This is a genomic window from Amycolatopsis sp. NPDC005232 (assembly GCF_040607795.1).
Taxonomy (GTDB): Bacteria; Actinomycetota; Actinomycetes; order Mycobacteriales; family Pseudonocardiaceae; genus Amycolatopsis.
The window spans coordinates 159,807-175,879 of sequence record NZ_JBEXHL010000001.1 but is presented as its reverse complement, the minus strand read 5'-3'; the positions used below and the strand labels follow the sequence as shown (position 1 = coordinate 175,879).

General features: G+C 70.2%; 12 protein-coding genes and 1 pseudogene. 3 read left to right on the top strand and 10 right to left on the bottom strand.

What is annotated here, in order from left to right; translation table 11 throughout:
- The first annotated feature begins 10 nt into the window (after positions 1–10).
- Positions 11–1,342 (top strand): MFS transporter, encoded by a 1,332-nt coding sequence (locus ABZU76_RS00815; protein WP_354863746.1) that lies wholly within the window; start codon positions 11–13, stop codon positions 1,340–1,342.
- Positions 1,339–2,202, top strand: coding sequence for an alpha/beta hydrolase (locus ABZU76_RS00810; protein ID WP_354863744.1), 864 nt, complete (start codon positions 1,339–1,341; stop codon positions 2,200–2,202). The genes ABZU76_RS00815 and ABZU76_RS00810 overlap by 4 nt, the downstream gene beginning before the upstream one ends.
- A gap of 5 nt (positions 2,203–2,207) precedes the next feature.
- On the opposite strand, the gene ABZU76_RS00805 is transcribed toward ABZU76_RS00810, so the two are convergent.
- The 8 genes and pseudogenes from ABZU76_RS00805 to ABZU76_RS00770 form a co-directional block, all read right to left on the bottom strand.
- On the bottom strand, positions 2,208–3,905 hold the full coding sequence (locus ABZU76_RS00805) for an FAD-dependent oxidoreductase (RefSeq protein ID WP_354863742.1): 1,698 nt from the start codon (positions 3,903–3,905) through the stop codon (positions 2,208–2,210).
- A 57-nt stretch (positions 3,906–3,962) separates the two neighbouring features.
- Positions 3,963–5,316: pseudogene (locus tag ABZU76_RS00800) on the bottom strand (carboxylesterase family protein).
- A 136-nt stretch (positions 5,317–5,452) separates the two neighbouring features.
- Positions 5,453–8,197, bottom strand: coding sequence for an alkaline phosphatase family protein (locus ABZU76_RS00795; RefSeq protein ID WP_354863740.1), 2,745 nt, complete (start codon positions 8,195–8,197; stop codon positions 5,453–5,455).
- Positions 8,198–8,201: 4 nt separating this feature from the next.
- A complete protein-coding gene (locus ABZU76_RS00790; RefSeq protein WP_354863738.1) occupies positions 8,202–9,584 on the bottom strand; it encodes an ABC transporter permease in 1,383 nt (460 codons plus the stop codon).
- Positions 9,581–10,546, bottom strand: coding sequence for an ABC transporter ATP-binding protein (locus tag ABZU76_RS00785; protein WP_354863736.1), 966 nt, complete (start codon positions 10,544–10,546; stop codon positions 9,581–9,583). Before ABZU76_RS00785 ends, ABZU76_RS00790 begins: the two co-directional genes overlap by 4 nt.
- A gap of 171 nt (positions 10,547–10,717) precedes the next feature.
- Positions 10,718–11,695, bottom strand: a complete 978-nt coding sequence (locus tag ABZU76_RS00780) for an amidohydrolase family protein (RefSeq protein WP_354863734.1) — start codon at positions 11,693–11,695, stop codon at positions 10,718–10,720.
- Between the two features lie 19 nt (positions 11,696–11,714).
- Positions 11,715–12,317: a hypothetical protein gene (locus tag ABZU76_RS00775; protein WP_354863732.1), complete on the bottom strand. Its 603-nt coding sequence runs from the start codon at positions 12,315–12,317 to the stop codon at positions 11,715–11,717.
- Positions 12,318–12,449: 132 nt separating this feature from the next.
- On the bottom strand, positions 12,450–13,244 hold the full coding sequence (locus ABZU76_RS00770; RefSeq protein WP_354863730.1) for an IclR family transcriptional regulator: 795 nt from the start codon (positions 13,242–13,244) through the stop codon (positions 12,450–12,452).
- Positions 13,245–13,428: 184 nt separating this feature from the next.
- Here ABZU76_RS00770 and ABZU76_RS00765 point away from each other — a divergent pair, with 184 nt between their 5' ends.
- Positions 13,429–14,430, top strand: a complete 1,002-nt coding sequence (locus ABZU76_RS00765; RefSeq protein WP_354863728.1) for a hypothetical protein — start codon at positions 13,429–13,431, stop codon at positions 14,428–14,430.
- A 93-nt stretch (positions 14,431–14,523) separates the two neighbouring features.
- Here ABZU76_RS00765 and ABZU76_RS00760 read toward each other — a convergent pair whose 3' ends face one another.
- Together ABZU76_RS00760 and def are read right to left on the bottom strand one after the other, a co-directional pair.
- Positions 14,524–15,144, bottom strand: coding sequence for a GNAT family N-acetyltransferase (locus ABZU76_RS00760; protein ID WP_354863726.1), 621 nt, complete (start codon positions 15,142–15,144; stop codon positions 14,524–14,526).
- A gap of 294 nt (positions 15,145–15,438) precedes the next feature.
- A complete protein-coding gene (gene def, locus ABZU76_RS00755; protein WP_354863724.1) occupies positions 15,439–15,939 on the bottom strand; it encodes a peptide deformylase in 501 nt (166 codons plus the stop codon).
- Between the last annotated feature and the right edge of the window lie 134 nt (positions 15,940–16,073).

Below are 16,073 nucleotides of genomic sequence, written 5' to 3'. Positions count from 1 at the left end.
GAGACCGACCATGAACCCCGAATCCTCCATGGCCCCCACGCCACACAGACCCGGCGAGGACGAACCGCCCGGCTCGGCCCCGGCCAAGGTCGTCGCCGCCAGCATGATCGGCACCACGCTGGAGTTCTACGACTTCATCGTCTACGGCACGGTCGCCGCGCTGGTCTTCAACCAGCAGTTCTTCCCGGCCGCCGCGCCCGGCGTCGGGACCCTGCTCGCGCTCTCGACGTTCGCCGTCGGCTTCCTCGCCCGCCCGCTCGGGGCCGCGTTGTTTGGCCACCTCGGTGACCGCATCGGCCGCAAACGCACGTTGATGCTGACGCTCGTGATCATGGGCGGCGCCACGGTCGCGATCGGTGTCCTGCCGCCGTACGAGGCCATCGGGTACTGGGCGCCGCTACTGCTGGTGGTCTTGCGCGTGCTGCAGGGCGCGGCGGTCGGCGGCGAGTGGGGCGGCGCCGTGCTGCTCATCGGAGAGCACACGGCGAAGGGCCGCCGCGGCTGGGCGACGAGCTTCGCGCAGCTCGGTTCACCGCTGGGCTTGTTGCTGTCCAACGGCGTCGTGCTCGGCACCGTCGGCCTCGCCGGCAGCGACCGCTTCGCGAGCTGGGCCTGGCGGATCCCGTTCCTGCTCAGTTTCGTGCTCATCGTGATCGGTGTCGTGTTGCGTCGCACCGTCGAGGAATCCCCGGTGTTCCAGCAGATGCAGGTGCGCCAGAGCACCGCGAAGTCACCCGTGGCCGAGGTCCTGCGCCGCCACTGGGCACGTTTGCTGCTCGCGATCGGCGTGACGGTGGTGTCCTTCGGCGGCTACTACGTCTTCACCACCGTCGGGCTGGCGTACGTGAGCCTGAAGAAGATCCCCAGCTCCTACGGTCTCTACGGCACCGTGATCGGCGCGGTGCTCACCGTGCCGGTGATCCTCGGCTCCGGCGCGCTGTCCGACCGCGTGGGCCGCCGACCGCTCTACGCGGTGTCCGCGGTGCTCATGGCCGGCTGGGCATTCGCGTTCTTTCCCTTGCTGGACACGGGTTCCGCGGTGCCGGTGGTGCTCTCGTTCGCCGCCGGCATCGTCGCCTGGAGCGTGCTCTACGGGGCCCAGGGCGCGTTCCTGTCCGAGCTGTTCCCCTCTCGGGTGCGCTACACCGGCGCGTCGATCGCCTACCAGGTCACCGGTGCGCTCGGCGGGCTCGTGCCCCTGCTTTCCTTGTCCCTGCTGCAATCCCTGGGCACCACGGTCGCGATCTCGGCGTTCGTGGCGCTGACGGCCGTCGTCACGCTCGTGGCGCTGCGGCTGGCACCGGAGACCTACCGGCTGGCCGACGAGGGGGAACGCGCATGACCACCGGCCTCACCCACCACCACGCCGACCTGGGCGACGTGCGCCTGCACTACGTCACGGCCGGGCACGGGGAACCCGTGGTGCTCCTGCACGGCTGGCCCCAGACGTGGTTCTGCTGGCGCCACGTGCTGCCCCTGCTCGCCGGCGACTTCACGATCGTCGCCCCCGACCTGCGCGGGCTCGGCGACTCCTCGCGGCCCGCCGGCGGGTACGACACGCGCACGGTCGCGTCGGACATCGACCGCTTGATGCGGGAAGAGCTGCGGGCCGGCCGGTTCCACGTGATGGGGCACGACTGGGGCGGGCTCGTGGCCTACGCCCTCGCCGCGCAGTTCCCCGGCCCCGTGCGCACCCTGACCATCGTCGACGTCGCGATCCCCGGCGACGGCAGTCCCGGCATCAACCAGGGCGGCCGCCGCTGGCACCACGAGTTCCACCGGACGCCCGGCTTGCCCGAAGCGCTGATCGCCGGGCGCGAAGACCTCTACCTCGGCTGGTTCTACGACCACTACGGCCACCGCGCCGACGTGATCACCCCCGCCGACCGCGCCGAATACCTGCGTACCTACACGCAGCCCGGGGCGTTGAGCGCGGGGTTCGAGTACTACCGCGCGATCGACCAGGACGCCCGCGACAACGCCGCGCGCGCCGCCGAACAGCGGATCGCCGTGCCGGTGCTCGCCGTCGGTGGCGCGAGCGGCTGGGGCCGGGGCGCCGAGGTCGAGGCGTCGGTCTCCCGGCTGGCCGACGACGTCACCGGCGCTGTCGTGGCCGAAGCCGGGCACTGGGTGCCGGAGGAGCAGCCGCGAGAGCTGGTGCGGTTGTTCCGCGAATTCACCGCGCGGAACACTCCACAGTAGACGGTTCACCGCCCGACCGGCTCCACCGGTTCCTGCGGACGTCCCCGCGGCCGCAACGCCTCAGCCGCGAACATCCGGTGCAGCAGCTGGATCGCGACCGAGCCCTCTCCCACCGCCGACGCCACCCGCTTCACCGAACCGTGCCGCACGTCGCCCGCCGCGAACACGCCGGGCAGGCTCGTCTCCAGTGGCAACGGGTCCCGCGAGAGCGGCCAGGCGCGCAGGTCCGGGCCGGTCACGATGAAGCCGCGGTCGTCGCGCTCGACCTCCGGGGGCAGCCAGTCGGTGTGGGGGTGCGCGCCGATCATGACGAAGAGGGCGTCGGCGGGGGCGGTGGCCGAGCGGCCGGTCCGGCGGTCGCGAAGCACGAGGTGGTCGAGCCAGCCGGTGCCGCCTCCGTCGACGATCTCGGTGGCGAGGCGGACGCTGAGCCGGGGCGTGACCTCGATTTCCCGCGCGAGGTAGTGCGACATGCCGGACCCCAGCGACTCACCGCGGATCACGAGTTTGACCTGGCCGGCGTACCGCGCCAGGTACAGCGCGGCCTGGCCGGCCGAGTTCCCGCCGCCGACGACGTAGACCTCGCGGTCGGTGACACCGGGCGCTTCCGAAGCCGGACCGCCGTAGTAGACGCCGGCCCCGTTCAACGCCTCGAGGGCCGGCACACCCAGCCGGTGGTAGGTGGCGCCCAGCGCGAGCAGCACCGCGCGGGACCGCACCCGCGTGCCGTTGGACAGCGTGATCGAGAGCTCGTCTTCGCGCCGCAGCTCGGCCGCCCGCTGCATGAACACGAACTTCGCCCCGAACACCCACGACTGGTCGTACGCCTGCTGCGCCAGCCGGCGGCCGCTGACGCCCCGGGGGAAACCGAGGTAGTTGCGGATCAGCGAACTGGACGTCGCCTGGCCCCCGAGCCCGCCCTCGTCGACGACCAGCGTGCCGAATCCTTCCGACGCGCCGTACATGGCCGCTGACAGCCCGGACGGGCCCGCCCCGATGATCACGAGGTCGAACTCCATGCGGTCCGGGTTGACCGGCGCGCCCGAGGCCACGGCGATGTCGGCGTCGGTGGGGTTGCGCAGGACCGTGCCGTCGGGGAAGACGACGATCGGGAGCTCGCCCGGCCCGGCCTGGGCGATGCGGGCACGTCCTTCGTTCGAGTCCGCCAGGGAGAACGAGTGCGGGATCGCGCACCGCCCGAGGACCTCCCGCAGCTGGTAGGCCCGGCCGGACCAGGAGTCGCCGACCACGTGGATCGTGTAGGGCGACGTGCGCCGCAGCTCGGTCCATTCGAGCAGCAGGTTCGAGATCGCGTGGTGGAACACCTCGTCCGGCGCGGCCAGCGGCCTGAGCACATAGTGGTCGATGTGCCCGCGCGCGATCGCGTCGAAGATCGCCTCGCCCGTGGCCCGGTCTCCCCATTCGCCCCAGGCGATCAGCAGCCCGCGTTTCGCGTGCGGGTGCAGCCGGCGCGCCTGGGCCAGCAATTCGCTGCCCGTCGTACCGGAAAGCCATTGACCGGCAAGGACGAGCGCGACGTCTTCACGATCCGCGGCGAGTTCTTCGAGCAGCGCCAACGCTTCCTGCGCCGAGCCCAGGCTCACGATGCGGTAGTGGCGCGCGTAGCGCTCGCGCAGTTCCCGGTCGACGTCACGCAGCGCATCCGCGTTCTCGTCGACGGCGAGAAGCACGGCGCCGGACATGCACCCGACAGTAACGGCGATCCACACCCGCGCGAACGCGTGGTTTTTCAGAGGCCGTCAGGCCCGGAACACGAACACCCCTCCGTCCTCGCCGTGCCGCGGCCACCCCGGGTCACCGGTCGTGGTGAAAGCCACCCACGCCGCCTGCACCCGATCCGCCAGCTCACGCGGCGGCGTCGGCCCTTCGAGACCGGACAACCCGAGGTTGCCGAACACGAACCCCAGCTCCAGCCCGTGCGCCGCGCCCACTCCGGGCAACGGCGAGGGCCACGCGAACTCGTACACGAAAGCCGGCCGCGCCCGGGCGATCTCCGCGACCGGACGGCGGAACAGGGAGTCGGTCAGCACGTCGGCGTAGAGCTCGACCGGCGTGGTCCCTTCAGGAGCGGCTTCGACCGCAAGACCCAGCCGCCCCAGCAGCTCCGTCACGTCCGAGTGCGAAACACCGCCCGGAAGTGACGCGCCGGCCAGCGCCAGCAGCTCGTCGGCGTTCGTCCCGATCAACAGATCCACCCCACCGCCGCGCACGACCACGTCGAACGGCGGTTCGGCCAGTACCTCCCCGTCCACCACCGGCAGGAACGGCTGCGCGGCGGCCACGGTCGTCGCACCCCAGCGAGCGGGGTCGAGGTCGGCCGTGAGGTCCGCGACGGCCGCCGTCGACAGCGCGGCAAGCTGCTCCGGCTCGACGCGCGCGAACCCCGCCGCCGTCGGCTCCACGCCGGCCGCGCGGGCGATCTCGCCGGTGACCAGAAGCGCGTCGGACGCGGAAAGCGCGGCCCGCGCGCTGGCACTCTGCACGATCGCCCGCCGGAACAGGCCGCGGTCCATCGCCACGTGCGCCAGCGTCGCGCCCGCGCCCGCCGACGTGCCGAACAACGTCACCGCGTCCGGATCCCCGCCGAACGCCGCGATGCCGGAGCGCACCCACTCCAGCGCCGCGACCTGGTCGAGCAGCGCGCGGTTCGCGACCGCGTCCGGCAGCAGCGCGAAGCCTTCCGCGCCGAGCCGGAAGTTCACCGACACGAACACGACCCCGCGCCGCGCGAAGGCGGCGCCGTCGTAGATCGGCATCGCCGACGAACCGGTGACGTTCGAGCCGCCGTGCAGCCACACCAGCACCGGCAGTCCGGCCGCGTCCGGGTAGGGCGTCCACACGTTGAGGTTGAGACAGGCCGGCCCCTCGACCACCGGCTCCGCGAGGAACGAACCCGGCAACGGCACCGAAGGCGCGGTCGGCCCGAACTCGAGCGCGTCACGCACGCCGTCCCACGCCTCGGGCGCGCGGCGCCCGGAACCGCGCCTCACCGAACGGCGCGGCCGCGTAAGGGATGCCGAGGAACCGCGTGACGCCTTCGCGCACGCTGCCCCGCACCCGGCCGTACGGGGTGGTGACGACGGGATCGGTCATCCCCCCATCGTTACCAGCGCCGGGCCCGCACCGGGGCACGGCTGCCCGAATCGCCAGGGATTCCTGTCCCGAACGCACGAACCCCCGGCCGGCGGTGATGCCGGCCAGGGGCCCGTGTCATGACTCAATCAGTGACTCAGCCGTCGGACTCGGCCGACGGGATGTACGCACCCGGCACCTGATCCGGCGAGAAGACCTTGTTCTCGCCGGGGTACGGGGTCTTGAACCCGTGCGTCTGGTACCACGTGAAGTGGTTCATCTGCGCGGGGTTGGCGTAGTCCGCCGTCGCGTTCGGACCGGTGAGGCGCTGGTTCTTCTGCCACGCCGACCACTGCGAAGCGACCTGCTGCTTGTCCGCCGGCACCGCGGTGTCGGGCTGGACGGACGCGAACTGCGGAGCCACCACGTCCGGACCGCACGACGGCTGCGTCGCGAGGCCGCCCGTGAGCGACGTGCGGTTCGCCACTGCGTTGAACGGCGTGAGGTTCGGCTTGCTCGTGAACGCACTCGCCATCGGGGTGGCCGCGCTGTCCTTCTGGTTCATCGGCTGGATCCCGAGGATCTGCTCGATCGTGCGAACCATCGTGATCTGCGAGTAGTAAGTGCTGTCCACGACACCCTGCTGGGCGTACGGGCTGATGATCTGGATCGGCGCCCGGTGCCCGTCGACGTGGTCCAGCCCGGCCTGGGAGTCGTCCTCGACCACGAAGATCGCGGAGTCCTTCCAGTACTGGCTGTGCGAGATCGTGTCGACGATCTTGCCCACGGCGAGGTCGTTGTCCGCGACCTGCGCGGCGGCGTTCGCGGGACCACCGGTGTGGTCACTGGACAGCCAGAACATGTTCAGGTTCGCAGGACCGTTCTTCTCGAAGTCCTGCTGCCAGATCTGCTCCCGGTAGACGTCCGGCACGCTGGTGTCGAACTTCGGGAAGCCGTGCACCGACACGTCGTTGAGCGACGGGATCGGCGACGACGACACGAGCGGGTAGGCGCTGGGCTCACCCGTCGCGGCCATATTCTTGCTGTCGCAGTACAGGTTCTGCCACGACGCGCCCGAAGGCTTGGTCAGGAACTGCTGGAACTCGCCGAAGTCGCGGACGGTGTTGCCCGCGGCCTCCGCGCCCGACCACAGCGTGCCGGAGGCCTGGTGGCCCAGCACGTCGTCCTCGGTGTCGTAGCTGCGCAGGTACTCGCCGGCCGAGGACTCGGTGTACTCCGGGTCGTCGGCCTGCATGAGCCAGTTGTGGCCCTCGGCGGAGTTCGTGCCGATGTCGTACGTGTTGTCGTACAACCCGAACTGCTGCGCGAGCGCGTGCTGGTTCGGCGTCACGTTCTCGCCGAACTGTGCCAGCGCCGCGTCACCGTTGCCCTGCGGGATGTCACCGAAGACCTGGTCGTAGGTCCGGTTCTCCTTGACGAGCAGGAACACGTGCTTGATCGGGGACGGGTCGCCGAGGCGAGCCGGCACCGGCACGGGCTTCTTGTTCTTGCCGTTCGCCACCTGGACGGCGTTGTTCGTCCAGCCGTTCTGCTTGAACACCTTCGGCGTGTACGACTTGATCGTCCGGTCGTCGGGCAGCTGGAAGCGCTGCACGCTGGACGTCGTGTCGTGCGTGCCGTGCCCGGCGGCCGTGGTCGGGCGCTGGGCGTCGATGCCGCGGGTGTTGGACACGACGATGTCTTTGCCCACCGTGGCGATCGCGGTCGGGAAGTAGTCCGTGGGCAGCAGGCCGATGTAGCTGGCCGGCTCCTTCGGGCTGGCGTACTTGTAGACGGCGATCGCGTTGGCGCGGCCGAGCGTCACGAGCAGGTGCCCGTCCTTGGTGAGCGTGATGCCGTCGGGCTCGTACCCGACCGTGGCCTCGGGCCACGGCTGGGTCGCGATGGTCTGGGTGACCTTGTCCTTGCCCGAGTCGATCACGGACACGTTGTTGCTCGACGTGTTCGCGACGAACACCGTGCCGTTGCTGGCGTACACCGCTGTCGGGTGGAGCCCGACGTTGATGGTCCCCACGGCGGCGGCCGGCTTCGCGGTGTCGATCACCGAAACCGTGCCGGTGGTGGAGGCACCCGTGAACGGGTCGGCCGGCACCTGGGTGTTGTACGAGTTGATCGTCGTCTCACCAGGAAGCGGCATCCGGCCGCCCTCGTTGCTGACGTAGAGCTTGTTGCCCACCAGCACGAGGTCGCGCGGCGCGATGCCGGTGTTCCAGCTCTGCTGGACGGCGCCGGTCGACGCGTTGATGGCGACCACGCGGTTCTGGCCGTTCACGGCGGCGTACACGACGGCGCCGTCGGGCGAGAACACCGCCTGGGCGACCAGGGCGTGCTTGGGTCCGTCGGCGGGGATCTTGACGGAGACGGGGTTGGCGAGCGAGCCGTCGGCGTTCACCGAGAACTTGGTGTAGCCGTCGGTCTGGGCGAGCCACAGGAACTTGCCGTCGGGGGAGTACGACGGGCCTTCCTGGCCGACGTCGCTGCCGGCGATCTTGAGGTTCACCTTCGCCGAGGTGCCGATCAGCTGCTGGACCTTGTAGCTCTTGAGGTCCACGATCGTCAGCGCGGCGTCGCCGTCGGTGGTCAGCGCGGCGAGGTGCGTGCCGTCCGGGCTGATCTTCGACGCCATGATCTTGCCGTCGTTCACGACCAGCCGGTCGCCGATCGGGTCGAGGTACTGGTCGCTCGAGACGACCAGCCCGTCCTTGGTGTTCTGGCCGACATGCTGCTGGCCGAACTCCTGCGTCGACGCGGTGCCGATGCCGGAGCCCGTCACGACCAGGGCGAGCGTGGCGGTTCCGGCGGTGACCAGGCGGATCTGACGCGATCTGCCGGTGCCGGACCTGGCTCTCCCTGCACGCCTGCGGCGGCGTGTTACCTGCATGGGGTCATCCCTTCGGGGTGTTGGACAGCAGTTCGACGCTGGCGTCGAACTGCCACAGCGGGTTGGGTTGGTCCCCGATCGGGGTCCGCACCTGGAAGTAGCCGTTCACTTCCTTCGGCCCGTCGCCGTCGGCGACGAACCGCCCGTCTGAGGTGACGTCGAGCTGGTAGATGGCCTGACCAGTCGCTTCGACGCCGGGGAGATGCCAAGAGACGACACACCGCCAGTCGTTGCCCGGTCCTTCCTGGGCGACGAGGCCGCCGCCCTTCTGGCACTCCGACGTGACGCCGAGCTGGGCTTCGGTCACGGCGGGGCGGTGCAGTTCGTCGGTCTGCAGGCGGTAGAGGTGCGCGAACGTGGTCGAAAGCGACTGCTGCACCTTGTCCTGCGTCACGCCGGAGCCGAGCGACGGCGTGGCCACGGCGATCACCGCGAAGGCGACCACGATCAGCCCGACCAGCGGCAGCGCGCCGGCGGTGATCGTGCGGCGGGCAGAGCCGTCGTAACTCAGGTTGGTGAAATCGCGGCGCAGGAACATGAAGTAGGCCAGCGCGGTCGCCACGACTGTCCACACGAGACAGACGAGGATGCTGACGAGCAGCGGCCCGGCTTGCGCGGGACTGGTGAACAGCCCTTCCCACGCGATGAACGAGTACGTCGGCAGCGCGAGCCGCACGGCCACCGGCAGCGGCAGCAGCTGAGCGACCGCCATCCCGAGCGCGACGACGGCGGGCAGCAGCAGGCCCATCGGCGACCGGCCCAGCGCGACGGACCCGAGCAGCCCGACCGCGGCCAGCGCGAGCGTCGGGGCCAGCGCGCACACCCAAGCGAGCAGCACGTGACCGGCGGCGGCGCCGGGGGAGAGCAGGTGCCCGTCGAGGCCGACGAGCAGATGGTTGCCGGCGCCGAGCACACCGCCGACGATGCTGGACACGGCCAGGCCGGCCACGAGTACGAAGATCACGGTGAGGCTGGCCAGCACCTTGGCCACGAAGATCCGCCGGTACGACCGCACGGCCACCAGCAGGTGCCGCCAGGTACCGAGCCGGTCCTCGGACGCGAACACGTCACCGGCGACCACCGACGTGAGCAGGGGGAGCGCGTAGCTGCCGGCGAACCCGAGCATCACGAGCGAACCCGCCCAGCCGGTGGCGTTCATCCAGCGGCCGAAGACGGTGTCCACGGGCAGGTCGCTCTGCTGGCTCACCGCGGCGACGAACAGCGCCGGGGCGATCCAGCAGGCGAGCACCAGCAGGCGGACGCGCCACTGGGAGACGAGTTTGACCAGCTCGAAACGGTAGCCGCGGGCCACCGAGGCAGGTGCTTCGCGTGCGGTCGGGGTTTCCGGTGTGCCCGGCGTGCCGGGTTCGGTGAGGGTCGCGGTCATCGAGCGGACTCCTGCTGCTGAGACGCGGTTTCGGGCGCCTCTTCGGATTCGGTGAGGGCGAGGAACGCGGCTTCCAACGGGGACACCACGGGCGCGAGCTCGCGAAGGGCCACGCCCGCGTGGACGAGGCGCACCACGAGGTCGTCGAGAGCGGGCACCAGCGCGCGCACCACGAGGACGCCACTGTCCTTTCCGGACTCGGCGCCGAGCCGGATGCCGGGGGTTTCGGCGGCGAGCTTCCCCGCGGACTCGCGATCGGAAGTCACGAGCCGGTAGTCGAGCTCCTGGCTCTCCGAAGAGAGCTTGCCCAGCGGGCCGGTGAAGACGACGCGGCCGGTCGCGATGATCGTGACCTCCGAGCACAGCGCTTCGAGGTCGTCCATGCGGTGGCTGGACAGCACGACGGTGGCGCCTTCGGCCGCGAGCCGCTTGAGGACCCCGTGCACGTGCTTCTTGCCGGCGGGGTCGAGGCCGTTGGCGGGCTCGTCGAGCACGAGCAGCCGCGGGCGGGTGAGCAGGGCGGCGGCGAGGCCGAGCCGTTGACGCATGCCGAGGGAGAAGCCGCGCACACGGTCGTCGGCGACGTCGGTGAGCCCGACCTGGGCGAGCGCGTCGTCGATGTCGGCGGTGCGGGTGTCGCCGCCGCGCAGGGCGGCCAGCGCGGCGAGGTTCTTCCGCGCGGTGAGCGAGGGGTAGAGGCCGGGGCCGTCGACGAACCCGGCGACGCCGCCGGGAGCGTCCAGGGTCCGCCCGACGGGCGAGTCGAGGATCTCCAGGCGGCCTTCGTCCGCGACGGCGAGGCCCAGCAGCAGACCCAGCAGCGTGGTTTTGCCCGCGCCATTCGGCCCGGCCACTCCGTGGATCTGCCCCTGGGCGACGTCGAGATCGATTTCGTCGAGCGCGACGACTTCGCCGAAACTTTTGGTGATTCCCCGAGCCCGGACTGCCAGAGGTGTGTCCATGGTCCCTTTGCTTTCGTCGTGAAACGTGCGTCAGGAACTTAGGGACGGTAAATTAATCTCGAACCGGTGCCGGGTGAACGATCGGGGAACGGGGCTCGGACGAAACAAGTCACACTCGTGGATTGTCCGAGTTAAACCGTGATCTTGCCTTGAGTTAACTGTCGCCTTGCATTAGGGGAGCCGGAACAGGGCTCGTGCGTTGTCCCTGCCGATCTTGCGACGGTCGGGTTCGTTCAGGGGTGCGGAGTCGAACCAGCCGGCCGCGTGGTCGACGTTTTCGAACGGCCAGTCGGTGGAGAAGAGCACGCGATCGGCGCTCAGTTCCGACATCGCGGCGAGCAAGGACTGGGTGCGGAAATTGCCGGACGTCGTCACGTAGAAGTGCTCGGTGAAGTATTCGGTCATCGGCCGTGCGGCGGGATACGGGAGCGAGGCATTGGTCCATTTGTTGTGGTGGTCGATCCGCCAAAGGGAGTAGGGCAGACCTTCGCCGAGATGACCGAGAATGATGGTGACACCGGGGTGGCGGTCGAACAACCCCGACGCGGCCAGGCGCAGCGCGTGCACCGCCGTCTGCTGGCCGAACGCCCAGGCCGGGCCGAGCAGCCACTCGTGGCCGGCGTACACGCGAGCGTCCTGCGGCAGCGGGTTGCGCGGGTGCAGGTAGAACGGCACGCCGAGGCGTTCGACCTCGGCCCAGAACGGCAGGTACTCGGGGGTGTCGTAGTAGGTGACGGTGCCGGCGTCGTCGAGCTCGGTGAAGCTGTTCACGAGCGCGCCGACGAACCCGAGCTCAGTGACCGCGCGGCGCAGCTCGTCCGTCGCGAGGTCCGGGTCCTGCAGCGGCAGCGCGGCGAACCCGCGGAACCGGTCGGGCCGCGCAGCGACGTGCTCGGCGAGGGTGTCGTTGGCGCGCCGGGCGAGCTCGGCGGCCTTCACCGCGTCGGGGATCCCTTGCACGGCAGGCGAGTTGAGCGACAACAGCATCAGCTCGATGCCGTGGGCGTCCATCAGCCGCAGCCGCTGGCCGTCGAGGTCGAGCAGGCGGGCGCGCAGCGTGGGCCACAGCGCGGGGGGAGCGTAGGGCTCGGAGTCGCCGAGCGTGTCCTCGGTGGCGAAGTGTTCTTCGAGGGCGATCTTGCCGTCCACAGTGGAGGTCCTTTCCGGATCAGGCCTGTTCGCGCCGCGCGTCTTCGAGCTGGATCTGCCTGACGCGCACGGGGTTGTGCAGCGCGGCGATGTGGACGCCGAAGAACAGGTGCCACACGAGGATCGCGAACGGGAACTTCCAGCCGTGCCCGAACGAGAAGAACCCGAGCCCGGTGCCCGGCCGGTAGATCAGCGGCGCGAGCAGGCCCGCGGCGACGAGGGCGAGGATCGTGCAGAAGGTGAGCGCTTTCAACAGGTTTCCGGTGTTCGTGGCGCGGAAGGGCAGCTTCGGGTACGCGAGCAGCGCGAAGACGAACACGAACGCGATCCCGTTGAAGTAGTGCATGAACTGCCCGGCGAAGTACGACGCGGCCGTGCCCTCGGGGGTTGCCGGCGCGGCGACGTGCCCGTTGTGCAACGGCCACGGCAGCTCCGGCAGGCCGATGGCCGGCATGAAGTAGCCGGCCGTCGTGGCCATCTGCGTCGCGACGAACGCGGTGACCAGCAAGGCGCCGACGGGATGGCGCCCCGACCAGCGGAACCACTCCCGGTCCGGGCGGAGGTCGGTGAGGCCGCGTGACGCGGCGCGTTCAGGCTGGGGCGCGACGATGCGCGTGGACACTGGAGTCTCCTTCGGCTCGTTCACTTATGTGGAGCGAGTTTACGAAAAGTGGATGACGGTGTCCAGGGGTGGGCGCGCGCGGGCGACGACCGGCGTGCTTTTGGGTGGTGTGGCTGAGGATTCGGGCTGGGGTCAGCCGGCGGCGGGGCCGCGTCCGCCGAGCTCTGCCGACGCGGCGGTGGTCGTGCGCAGCAGTTCCTCGGTGGCGCTCGCGACCTGCTCCGGGCTCGCGTGGCCGACGGGCATCGCGAGGGCGACGGCCAGCGGCAGCGGCGTGGCCTCGGAGAACACAGGGGCGGCGACCGTGGTGACGCCGGGGATCATGGCGTCTGTGGTCACCGCGGCGCCGGAGCGGCGGACGTCGCGGATGACGCGCGTGAGCTGGGCCGGCGAAGGGACTTCGGGTGCCGCGCCGGGGTCGAAGTCGCCGCGCAGGACGGGGGCGGTGATCGTCTCCGGCAGGTGGGCGAGGAAAACGCGGCCGACCGACGTGGTCAGCAGCGGCAGGATCGCGCCGACCCGCACGGTGATCGGCAGCACGTGGGCGCCGTAGTGCCAGCCGACGATGACCGGCCCGTGGTCGCCCCACACGGCGAGGTTCACGGAGTGGCCGGTGCGGTCGCGCAGGCCCGGCAGGTGCTCGGAGACGACCTCGACCTCGTCCATGCGCCGCAGCGCTTCCATGCCGAGGCGGCGCAGTGCGGGGCCGAGGTCGTAGCGGCCGGAGTTCGGCGACTGCGCGACCAGGCCTTCTCGCGACAGGCTGACCAGGTAGCGGTGCACCTTGCTCGGCGCCATCCCGCTCGCCTCGGCGACCTGCTTGAGGCTCATGGGACCCGGGCCCTGCTCGAGGGCGCGCACGACCGTCATCGCGATCTCGACCGACTGGATGCCCTGCCGGTCGTCTTCGGGTTCCCGGGCTGCCACGTTCTGGACTATACGGCCGGTCCGGTGCCGGACCCGGTGGGGTGAGCCGCCTCGGCGGGCCGTGGTCTGCCCTTGTGTACGGCGATGGTTCCCGGGCGCGCCTCGACAACTCGTCCACTTTTCGTAAACTCGATGCAGATAAGTGAATGAGATGGCCGTGTTGGCGGCCCACGAGGAGGTAGTGGTGAACGAGCGGAATCTGGGTCGCCGGGCGTTGCTGAAGGGTGCCGCGATCACCGGGGCCGCGGCGGCTGTCGCGACGGTGCTGCCGGCGGGGACCGCGGGCGCGGCTTCTCGGGGGTATGGCTCGGGTGGGGGTGTGCGGCAGGTTCCCGGCATCGGCACGGTCGTCGACACCTCCCACGCGACGCCCGGCGTCTCGCGGGTGCTCAGCGCATACTTCCTGGCCAAAACCGGGAAACAACCAGAAGCGACCATGGCGCAGATCAACCGCGCGCAGATGAACTACCTCGACGCCGTGACCGGCGAGATCTGGCCGTCGTGGCAGTCGCTGCACGATCTCTTCGCGAAGAACATGCCGAAGTGGCCCGCCGACGGGAAGTCCTACGCCACGCGCATCCTTGGCGACGACCGCAGCGCGATCGTCTTTTTCTCCAACACCCCCGGCCTGTTCGCGCCCGGCGAGATCCGCGCCACCGGCGTGGTCAACCTGCAGGGCGGCAAGATCGCGCGCTGGGTCGACTACTGGGACGGGCGCCACGTCGGCATCGACTACGTGCGCGGCAAGCGCGAGCCGTTTCCGGCGGATTTCAAGGAGGGGACCGTCGGCGAGACGGCCGCCCCCGTGATGCGCCGCGTGGTCGACGGCCTCGCCGGCGCGCTGGCCACCGGCGCGTCGCCGCGGCAGTTCTTCGCGGAGGACGCGGTGTTCGAGGACGTCGCGGCGCACGTGTATCTCGTGGGCCCGGCCGCGATCACACGGTTCCTGACCTCGGCGCGCGACCTGCTGCCGTACGCCGGCCCGGGCTCGGCCGTGCGCCACACCCTGGGCGGCGCGTTCGGCGGCGGGTACGAGTGGACCTCTCGCGGCCCCGTGCCCCACGGCGTCACCGGGCTCGAGCTCGACGCGCGCGGCCTGATCACGCGCGCGACCGCCGTCTGGGACGGCTCCTTCGTCGACGACGCGACGCTCGCCGCATTGGCGCAGAAGGCGGTCGAGCACTGATGGCGGCGGGCGATCCGGATTGGTGCGGGTGAGGTTGCCGGGCGGGAGAAGCGGGTTCGGGCGTTCTTCGGCTGAACCCGCTTCTCCGCGTGATCAAGCGTGGGCGGTGGTCCAGGTGTCCACGGTGCGGAAGCCGAGTGTCCGGGCGAGCTGCTCGTTGGTCGGGTCGATCGCCAGCAGCCCGCCTCGTGCGCCATTGTCGAACGCGTCGTGCAGGATTCGGGCGGTCACCAGCGTGTCGTATCCGCGGCCGGCGTGTGCGGGCAGCGTGAACAGGAAGTACGGCGCGACCAGGTCCGCGCCCCTCAGCCCGAGCCCGACGGCCACGACCTCACCGCCCACCTCGACCACATACGGCGACGCCGCGGGCAGATCGAGCACGGCGGCGCTGAGCAGATCGCGCACACTGTCGGCCAGCACGCCCGTGGCCGCGACGGAAACGTCGAGGAACGTCTGCGCGTGAGCCCCGTCGACGCGCCGTACTGTCGCACCGGGCGGGGTTGTGTCGAATGGTGGGGTGTTCTTCTCGAGAACTGCAAGCGCACGCTGATCCTGCACCGTGCGCCCGTGGCTTTCCGCGAGCTCCGTGAATTCCGGCGTCGCGGCACCCCTGGTCCGCAACACCCACGGCACCCCGTACCGCGGCATTTGCGCGGCGAATTCCGCCATTTCCACGACGCTCGCGTTTTCCGCGATCCCGAACACGCCGTTCATCCGGGCCCGGCTCTGGAAACTGACCAGCAGCGCGCTGCCTTTTCCGGCTTGATCGACTGACCTCGGCAACGCGCTGAGCAGGTGTTCGGTGGCCTGGAGTCGGCCACTGTTCGCGGCGTCGGCCAGACCCCGGCCCGCGGCGCGGCCATCGCGGGTGCCGCCATCAGCACCGCCCCGGCACTGCCCTTTCTCTCATTTCAGCGGAATATTCCGCTTGCGATATTCAAGAGCGTGAAAAAATCCCGGTGGTGCCGTTCGTGGAAAACGTTTCCGCGAACACTTCGCAGATGGTGCTCAGCGGTTCCAGAACCAGTCCTTGCCCCGCGCCTGCTTGAGCGCCTGCTTCTTGCGCTCGGGCGTCAGGCGGTCCAGGTAGAGCATGCCGTCCAGGTGGTCGGTCTCGTGCTGCAGACACTGGGCCAGCACGTCGACCCCCTCGACCTCGATCGGCTCGTTGCGCAGGTCGACGCCCCGCACCACCGCGTGCTTGGCCCGCACGGTCGGAAACCACAGTTCCGGCACCGACAGGCAGCCCTCGTCGATCTCGTGCTTCTCCTCCGACAACGAGACGATCTCGGGGTTGATCACGTAACCCGTCAGGCCGCCCACGTCGTAACTGAAGACCCTCAGCCCCACCCCGATCTGCGGCGCCGCCAACCCCGCGCGCCCGTCGGGCTTCACCGAGTCCATGAGATCCGTGACCAGCGCCTCGACCTTCTTGTCGAAAGTCGTCACGGGATCGCAGACCGTCTTGAGCACCGGGTCCCCGAAGTAGCGCAGAGCGCGCATCGCCATGATCGAACGTCCTTCTTCCCGCCGGGTATCCGGACGAAGTGTAATGACCACCGGGTCCGCCCCACCCGGCACCCGCGCTGGTCAGCCCCGCAGCACGAGCCCTTCGACGCCTTCCGCCGCTCGCGGCGATACGT

Coding starts and splice junctions, on each gene's coding strand:
- ABZU76_RS00815 (WP_354863746.1), top strand. CDS start 11: ATGAACCCCGAATCCTCCATGGCCCCCACGCCACACAGACCCGGCGAG.
- ABZU76_RS00810 (WP_354863744.1), top strand. CDS start 1,339: ATGACCACCGGCCTCACCCACCACCACGCCGACCTGGGCGACGTGCGC.
- ABZU76_RS00805 (WP_354863742.1), bottom strand. CDS start 3,905: ATGTCCGGCGCCGTGCTTCTCGCCGTCGACGAGAACGCGGATGCGCTG.
- ABZU76_RS00795 (WP_354863740.1), bottom strand. CDS start 8,197: ATGCAGGTAACACGCCGCCGCAGGCGTGCAGGGAGAGCCAGGTCCGGC.
- ABZU76_RS00790 (WP_354863738.1), bottom strand. CDS start 9,584: ATGACCGCGACCCTCACCGAACCCGGCACGCCGGGCACACCGGAAACC.
- ABZU76_RS00785 (WP_354863736.1), bottom strand. CDS start 10,546: ATGGACACACCTCTGGCAGTCCGGGCTCGGGGAATCACCAAAAGTTTC.
- ABZU76_RS00760 (WP_354863726.1), bottom strand. CDS start 15,144: ATGAACGGCGTGTTCGGGATCGCGGAAAACGCGAGCGTCGTGGAAATG.
- def (WP_354863724.1), bottom strand. CDS start 15,939: ATGGCGATGCGCGCTCTGCGCTACTTCGGGGACCCGGTGCTCAAGACG.